Source organism: Thiohalocapsa halophila, from assembly GCF_016583825.1.
GTDB lineage: Bacteria > Pseudomonadota > Gammaproteobacteria > Chromatiales > Chromatiaceae > Thiohalocapsa > Thiohalocapsa halophila.
This window is the reverse complement of record NZ_NRRV01000123.1, coordinates 1-7,056: the sequence shown is the minus strand read 5'-3', so window position 1 is coordinate 7,056 and position 7,056 is coordinate 1. Positions and strand designations below refer to the sequence as shown.

Annotated in this window: 4 protein-coding genes and 2 pseudogenes; 4 read left to right on the top strand and 2 right to left on the bottom strand. The window is 65.9% G+C overall.

All coding sequences use genetic code 11. The features are described 5' to 3' along the window. Positions 1-152, bottom strand: a pseudogene (locus CKO31_RS24835) (IS4 family transposase); the annotation flags it as partial. Positions 153-193: 41 nt separating this feature from the next. Next, entirely contained in the window at positions 194-907 is a 714-nt protein-coding gene (locus CKO31_RS24830) for a Druantia anti-phage system protein DruA (RefSeq protein ID WP_200243238.1), read from the bottom strand. 99 nt (positions 908-1,006) lie between these two features. On the opposite strand from CKO31_RS24830, the pseudogene CKO31_RS24825 reads away from it, so the two are divergent. The 4 genes and pseudogenes from CKO31_RS24825 to CKO31_RS24810 all read left to right on the top strand — a co-directional run. Continuing rightward, positions 1,007-2,044 (top strand): annotated as a pseudogene (locus tag CKO31_RS24825) (ISNCY family transposase); the annotation flags it as partial. 234 nt (positions 2,045-2,278) lie between these two features. Further along, on the top strand, positions 2,279-3,073 hold the full coding sequence (locus CKO31_RS24820) for a DedA family protein (protein ID WP_242475672.1): 795 nt from the start codon (positions 2,279-2,281) through the stop codon (positions 3,071-3,073). A gap of 91 nt (positions 3,074-3,164) precedes the next feature. Further along, positions 3,165-6,539: an amidohydrolase family protein gene (locus CKO31_RS24815; RefSeq protein WP_200243234.1), complete on the top strand. Its 3,375-nt coding sequence runs from the start codon at positions 3,165-3,167 to the stop codon at positions 6,537-6,539. A gap of 142 nt (positions 6,540-6,681) precedes the next feature. After that, positions 6,682-6,939, top strand: coding sequence for a hypothetical protein (locus CKO31_RS24810; protein ID WP_200243230.1), 258 nt, complete (start codon positions 6,682-6,684; stop codon positions 6,937-6,939). Positions 6,940-7,056: the final 117 nt, after the last annotated feature.

Genomic DNA, 7,056 nt, shown 5'->3' with positions numbered 1-7,056 from the left:
CTGTGGACATGGAGCAAGCCCAACGCCAGCCGATCGGGCGTCACGGCCAAGGTCGGGTGCAGATACAACCCGCGGCGGGTCTCGTCGTTGAGCGGCCCGAGACCCTGGATATCGCTCTTGCCGGTGTCGTCGAGCTCGGAGGTGTCTTCGATGTCGCCCAGATCGATCTCCGTCAACTCATCGGCCAGCGCGCTCATCCCTCCACCCCCAGGGCGCGGCGGAAGTCCGCGCTGAGCGGATAGACGTAGATGTCCTTGCGCGCCAAGGCGGCGCGATGGGCGACATCGCACTTGCCTCGCCCTTGCGTGCAACCGAGGTACTGCCAGTTGGCCGCCCGGTAACAGGTGCCCCGAAACCGCAGCGTTTCCACGAAGGTCTCCAGCAACACCGGGCGCTCGCCGTAGCGCTCGGCGAAGTCCTCGCCCACCTGCCGCGCGGCCAATGCCAGCACGCGCGAGGCGAGATTGCGCACCCGAATCCACGGCAGCACAAGGAAACGAGCGTTGTTCAACACCCGCCCCAGGTGCCTCTCGCGTGTCTCGCGCTCCCAGCCGATCCAGCGGTCGCGCGCGGCGACTTTCCACGCCGCCGCCCCGAAGCCCAGTGCGCCGAGCAACCCCTGTTCCGACTCGATCAGGTAGCGCAGCTGCGCCCCCGGCAATGGGCTGTAGCCAAGGTAATGGTAGCGATCGATCAGCCCGCTGCGATGCAAGCGCAGCAGCCCGACCCGGGCGCTCATCAGCTTTGCTTCGCCTTTGGCGTTGCGCCAATCCAGGCGTCGACACACGCGCCGGGCGATCTCCGCCCGGTTGGGAGGATCGGCCAGGGCGATCTCAACGCGGATCGCCGCCAGGTCCGCCTCGCTCAGCGTCCGCCCACAGACTCGGTGCCCCGTTTCCTCCCCCATCGTCCTCTCCCCATTCCAGGTTTCGATGGGGGGATCTCATCAAGTTTTCGGCCCCCAGCCCCATGGTTTCCCGGCCTAAGAAGATGTGGGTAACGATGTGGCCATGCCCTGCTCAAACAAAGCCCCGACGACGCGCTTGGCGTCCGCGCTGACTCCTTCGTCGTCGAGACCGATGTCCACTACCCCACCGACACCAATCTCCTGCTCGATGCGATCCACAAGGTCATCGACACCTCCGCGCAGCTCTGCGAGGAGCAGGGCCTAAGCGACTGGCGCCAATCGGCGTACAACAAACGCTGTTGCAAAAAAGCGTATCGGCGCACCCAGCAGCAAAAGCGCTCGCGCGCGAAGTCCGCGCAGAAACGCGCCGCACGCGAGGCGGAGATCCACAGCGCCTACCGCGATTACCTGGCGCTCGCCGAGCAGTTCCTGCGCCGGGCGCAAGTGACGCACAGCAAGCTCCTGATCGGCTGTCGGGTGCCGGCGGCCTGCCTGGCGCCGCTCGACGCCTGGGTGGCGCACGCCGAGCGCCAGATCGAGCAGATCCGCCGTCGGGTGCTATGGGGCGAGTCCATCCCGCACCACGAGAAGGTCTTCTCCGTCTTCGAGCCCCACACCGAGTGGATCAACAAGGGTAAAGCCGGTGTGCCGGTGGAGCTCGGCTTGCGGGTCGCCATCGTCGAGGACCAGTATCGCTTCATCCTCCATCACCAAGTGATGGAAAACACCACCGATGATCAGGTGGCGATCGACCTCATCGAGGGCACCCGCGCGCGCTTTCCCGTACTGCACAGCATCAGCATGGACAAGGGCTTTCACAGCCAAGCCAACCAGGCCCACTTGGCCGAGGTCGTGCCCATGCCGGCGCTGCCGAAAAAGGGCAAGTGCAACCAGGCCGAAGCGGCGCACCAGCAGCAGGCCGAGTTCATCCGCCTGCGCCACCGCCACTCCGCGGTCGAATCGGCCATCAATGCATTGGAGGCGCACGGCCTGGATCGCTGTCCGGATCACGGCGTCGACGGATTTAAGCGCTATGTCGCCTTGGCGGTGCTGGGGCGCAATCTGCATCGCCTCGGCGCCATTTTGCTGGAGCGCGACGCCGAAGCAGAAGCGCGACGACGACAACGTGCGGCCTGACGAGCGTTTTACTGACAGCGCACGCGTTGCCTAGGGACTGGTCTGTCCAGCGGAGGCACTGCATGAGAGTCCTTCTCATTTCCGCGGCCAACGCAGCACCAATCGATCACTCAGACGACATTTTCGCGTCGATCAACAGCACGCATACGGCGCTTCTGAGTCAAAAACGGACTTTTCGGTCTGGCACTATTATATTCACTGACGAGGATCGCCCTTATGCAGATTCGATGGTCTATGCCCGCGGCGCTGCTATTGGCCAGCACCTTGGCGCTGTCGCCCGCCCTGGCGGAGGACGCCGTGAGCGCCGATGGCGGGACCGGTGCCGGTACCGCGGCGCCTGTCACTACACAGCCGGCGAAGCAGGAAAGCGGAAGCAAAGCAAAGCTCTACGCGTGCGCGCACCGACTCGGCAAAGCCATCGCGGCCGACATCGAGCGCGTCGAACCCTATTTGGAACGCTACGGATATTGGGCTGTGTTTGCAGCGGTCGGTGTCGAAGGCATGGGTATCCCGGCGCCCGGACAAACCCTCTTGGAGGCCGGCGCCCTGGTTGCGGCGGTTCCGGACAACAAGCTCAACATTTTCCTATTGCTTTTCGTCACCATCCTGGCGACATCGCTCGGGCAGACCATCGGCTATCTGATTGGTCGCTCCGGTGGGCGGGCCATACTCAATCGGCTACCGATCCCAGCAGACAGCGTGGCGAAAATCGAGCGGAGCTTCAACCGGTATGGCGGCTGGCTGGTGGTCTTCGGGCGCTTCGTCGATGGCCCCCGCCAGCTCATTGGGGTGTTTTCGGGCGTGCTCGCGATGCACTGGGGCCGTTTCATGTTGCTGAACATCGGCGGAGCCATCCTCTGGGGCAGCTTCTGGGCTCTCGGCGTGTACTACCTCGACCTCCATTTCGATGCGGTGGTCACGGCCCTGCGTCAGCTCAACCCCTGGGTCGCCGGGCTGACGGTGGTCGGACTCCTGGTCCTGTTGCTCTTCGCACTGATGGTCCTGATCAGGCGTCGGGGCCGTTCATAGGGTGCCGCCGATGGTCCGCGCAGCAGCGGCGGGAAGCGGGCTCGGGCAATCGCCTCGCTGGCGATGTCCGATCCGCGCACCCTGGTGGGCGGTGTCGTGCGCGCTGCTGCTATGGGTGCCGGGCTCGCTGCTCAGCGCCACCATCAGCCTTCTCAGCCCGCCCGACACCTCGTCGCCTCGCGCCACCTTCACGAGCTTTCGCGAGCTCACCAACGAGATCGCCGAGCGTTACGTCGACTATCGCGAGGCGCCAAGCGCCCACACTCAGCAGACCTTCGTGCACGCCGTCGAGCAGGGCAAACAGCTGATGGACCTCAGCGCCGTGCCGCCGGCCGTCCAGCGTGAGATCGGCACCGCCAGCATCATCTGGCTCTGGGAGGTGATCGCGCGCGTGGATCTGCCGGACACCGAGCAGATACCCGATGCCGCGGCCTACGCCGGTGACGGCGACCTGGCCGATCACCCGGCGCGCTGGCGCCTGCCGGACACCAACATCGTCATTGCGCGCGCCGGCGAGGGGCCACGCGCGGGCGAGTTCCTGTTCAGTCCCGAAACGATCGCCTCGGCGCGTGCCTATGCCGAGATTGCGCGCGAACTGCCCTATCGGCGTTCGTCGCGCATCGAGAACGTCAAAGACCTGACCGCAACGGCGTTGGGTTTCTCCGGGTGGATGCTGCCTTCGCATTTGATCGAGCGCCTGCCGGGGTGGGCGCGGCAGCCCATCGCCGGCCAGGTCGCGTGGAAGTGGGGCCTGACGTTCGCGAGCCTGGGCCTGACCCTGGTCCTGCTGGTGCTGCTCCTGCGCTGGAGCCGTCGCCGACCCTGGGATGCCCGCCCCATTACCCTGATGCAACGCCTGAGCGCACCTCTGGCACTGCTGCTCTGGATGCCGCTGCTGCGCACATTTCTCGATGACCAGGTCCGTATCACCGGACTGGTCATCGCCTGGCCGGACTACCTCGCCGAGCTGACCCGCGTGGTCGCCCTGGTCTGGATGGTGTTGCTGATCTCACGCTGGATTCCCGAGGCGATGATCGCCTCGCCGAGGCGAACTGCCGACAGCCTGGACGCCAGCCTGCTGCGTTGGGTCGCGCGCGTCTTCTCCCTGATGGTTATCCTCGGCCTGCTGTTCGCCGCCGCGCAGGATCTCGGAATTCCGGTCTTCGGTTTGGTCGCGGGCGCCGGCGTCGGTGGCCTCGCCATCGCGCTCGCCGCTCGGCCGACGCTGGAGAACTTCATCGGCGCGCTGAACCTGTTCGCCGATCGGCCGATCCGGGTCGGCGACCTCTGTCGCTTCGACGAGCGCCATGGCCAGGGCTGGAATCCAGTCGGCACCGTCGAGGCTATCGGCTTGCGCTCGACCCGCGTTCGTCAGTTCGACGGCTCCCTGATCACCATCCCGAACGCCGACCTGGCCGAACGCAACATCGTCAACCACAGCGTCTGCGAGACCTTTCTATTGCAGCAACGGATACCGCTGCGCTACGAGACCAGCGCCGATCAGCTGCGCTATCTGTTGGCCAACCTGCGCGAGCTGCTGCACGCCCATCCGATGACCATCCACACCGAGGACTATCCGATTCGCACGCGCTTCCTCGGCTTTCGCGATCAGGCGCTGACCATGGAGCTGCGCACCTACATCCGCACCAAGTCCTACACGGAGTTCCTGGCCATCCAGGAGGACATCATGCTGCGCGTTATGCAGGCCATCCAGCAGGCTGGCACCGGCTTCGCGCTGCCGGCCCAGACCCTGTACATGACACGGGACCCGGGCCTCGATCCGGACCAGCGGGCGGCCGCCGAACGGCAGGTCCGCGAATGGGCCGCCGCCCATGAACTGCCGTTTCCGGACCTCGACGAGGCGCAGCGCAAGCGCATCACCGGCACCCTCGACTACCCGCCCGAGGGCTCGCCCGGGGCGGAGCGCGGTTACCCGAATCGGAATCGGACTGCCCAAACCCGCAAGGGATCAACCAAAGCTGTCACCATGAAAGAACGTTTTTGCTTAGTATCCCGGAGGTCGTCGGCGACGGGGCTCGGCAAGGCCGCCGGAGCTGACCCTGGAATCGAGATGGGCAGGCCTGCGGCGACAAGCCGCTTCTGCGCCAAGCTCGCCCACACACGCACCGCCGCGCTGTTCATGCTCATGTGCCTACCCACGTTCACGGCCGGCGCCGACGCGTCGGCCGCCCCCACACCCGCGGTCTTATTCGAGAACGTGGCCGTGCTCGACGGGCGCGCCGACGCGCTGACCGAGCCCTTGCAGGTGCTGGTGGTCGGCAACCGCATCGAACGGATCTCAACCGACCCCATCGAACCGCCGGACGGGCTCGACCTGACCCGCATCGACGGCGGCGGCCGGACCCTGATGCCGGGGCTGATCGACGCCCACACCCACGTCATGTACGCGACCCTATCGCGTCAGACCCTGCTCACCAGCGACATCGGCTTCCTGAACGTCGCCGCCACCAAGGCCGCGCGGGACATGCTGCTGCGCGGGTTCACCAGCATCCGCGACCTCGGTGGACCCGTGTTCGGGCTCAAGCGCGGCATCGACCGGGGGCTGGTGCCGGGGCCGCGGATCTGGCCGGCGGGGGCCTTTATCTCCCAGTCCGGGGGCCACGGGGACTTCCGCCTGCCCTATGAGCTGCCGGCCGCGCCCGATGCCTTTTCCTACAGCGAGCGCATCGGTGCCGCGCTGATCGCCGACGGCGCCGACGAGGTGCGGAAACGTACACGGGAGCAGCTCGCGCTCGGTGCCTCCCAGATCAAGCTCATGGCCGGCGGCGGCGTGGCGTCCATCTACGACCCCCTGGATGTGACCCAGTACACCGTGCCGGAGCTGCGCGCCGCCGTGGAGGCCGCCGAGAACTGGGGCACCTACGTCACGGTACACGCCTACACACCCCGTGCGGTGCGCCAGGCCATCGAGGCCGGCGTCCAATGCATCGAGCATGGCCAGTTGCTGAACGAGGAGACGGTCCGCCTCATCGCGGAGCACGATCTGTGGTGGAGCCTGCAGCCGTTCATCGACGATCAGCCCTCGCCCTATGCCGAGGGCTCGGCGAATCGGCGCAAGCAGCTCGCGATGTACGCGGGCACCGATCGCGCCTACCGCCTTGCCAGGCAGTTCGACATCAAGACCGCCTGGGGCACCGACATCCTGTTCAACGCCGCCAACGCAACCCGGCAGGGCGCGAAGCTCGCGGTCATGGAGCGCTGGTATACACCCGCCGAGGTCCTGCGCATGGCCACCTCCGGCAACGCGGAGTTGCTCGCCCTCTCCGGCCCCCGCAGCCCCTACGAGGGCAAGCTCGGCGTCGTCGAGGAGGGGGCGCTGGCGGACCTGCTGCTGGTCGACGGCAACCCGCTCGAGGACCTGTCGTTGGTCGCCGACCCGGCATCAAATTTCCTGGTGATCATGAAGGACGGCGAGCTCTACAAGAACCTGCTGGCGGGGGACTGACCCGCACACCCCATAGCCGCCAGCTGTGTGCTCGGCTCGCTGACCTCGCAGGCACGTCTACCGATAGGGTGCAATGCCGATCCTAGCCCCGAGAGGGCCCTCGGCATCAGGCGAAGGCTAATTGTCCGCCAGGAGTTATCAGTTGCAAAAAAGTAGTTCAGGGCTCACCACCTATGCGCTGTTGATGGGGCTGGCGAGTCTTCTGCTGGGCCTGTTCCTCTGGTCGTCGTATCAGCGCACCTGGGAGCTTCAGGAGAGCCGCCTGGCCTTCTCCTCTGAGCTGATCGCCGAATGGATTCGCGGCGCCTTTGTCGCCTCGGATTACCTGTTGCGGGATATGGCTGGTCAGATCAACCCCGATGACCTCCGCTACCCCCATCCCGACCCCGAGGCTAGGTAGTTCAGTTTCCGTGGAATCCGCCCCTCGTCGTTCATGCAGAACAGATACTTGGCAGGCAAAGCCGTGACCAGGGTTGAAGAGTCGGCTACAAGCGTCGAATATCGATGGATCTGTAGG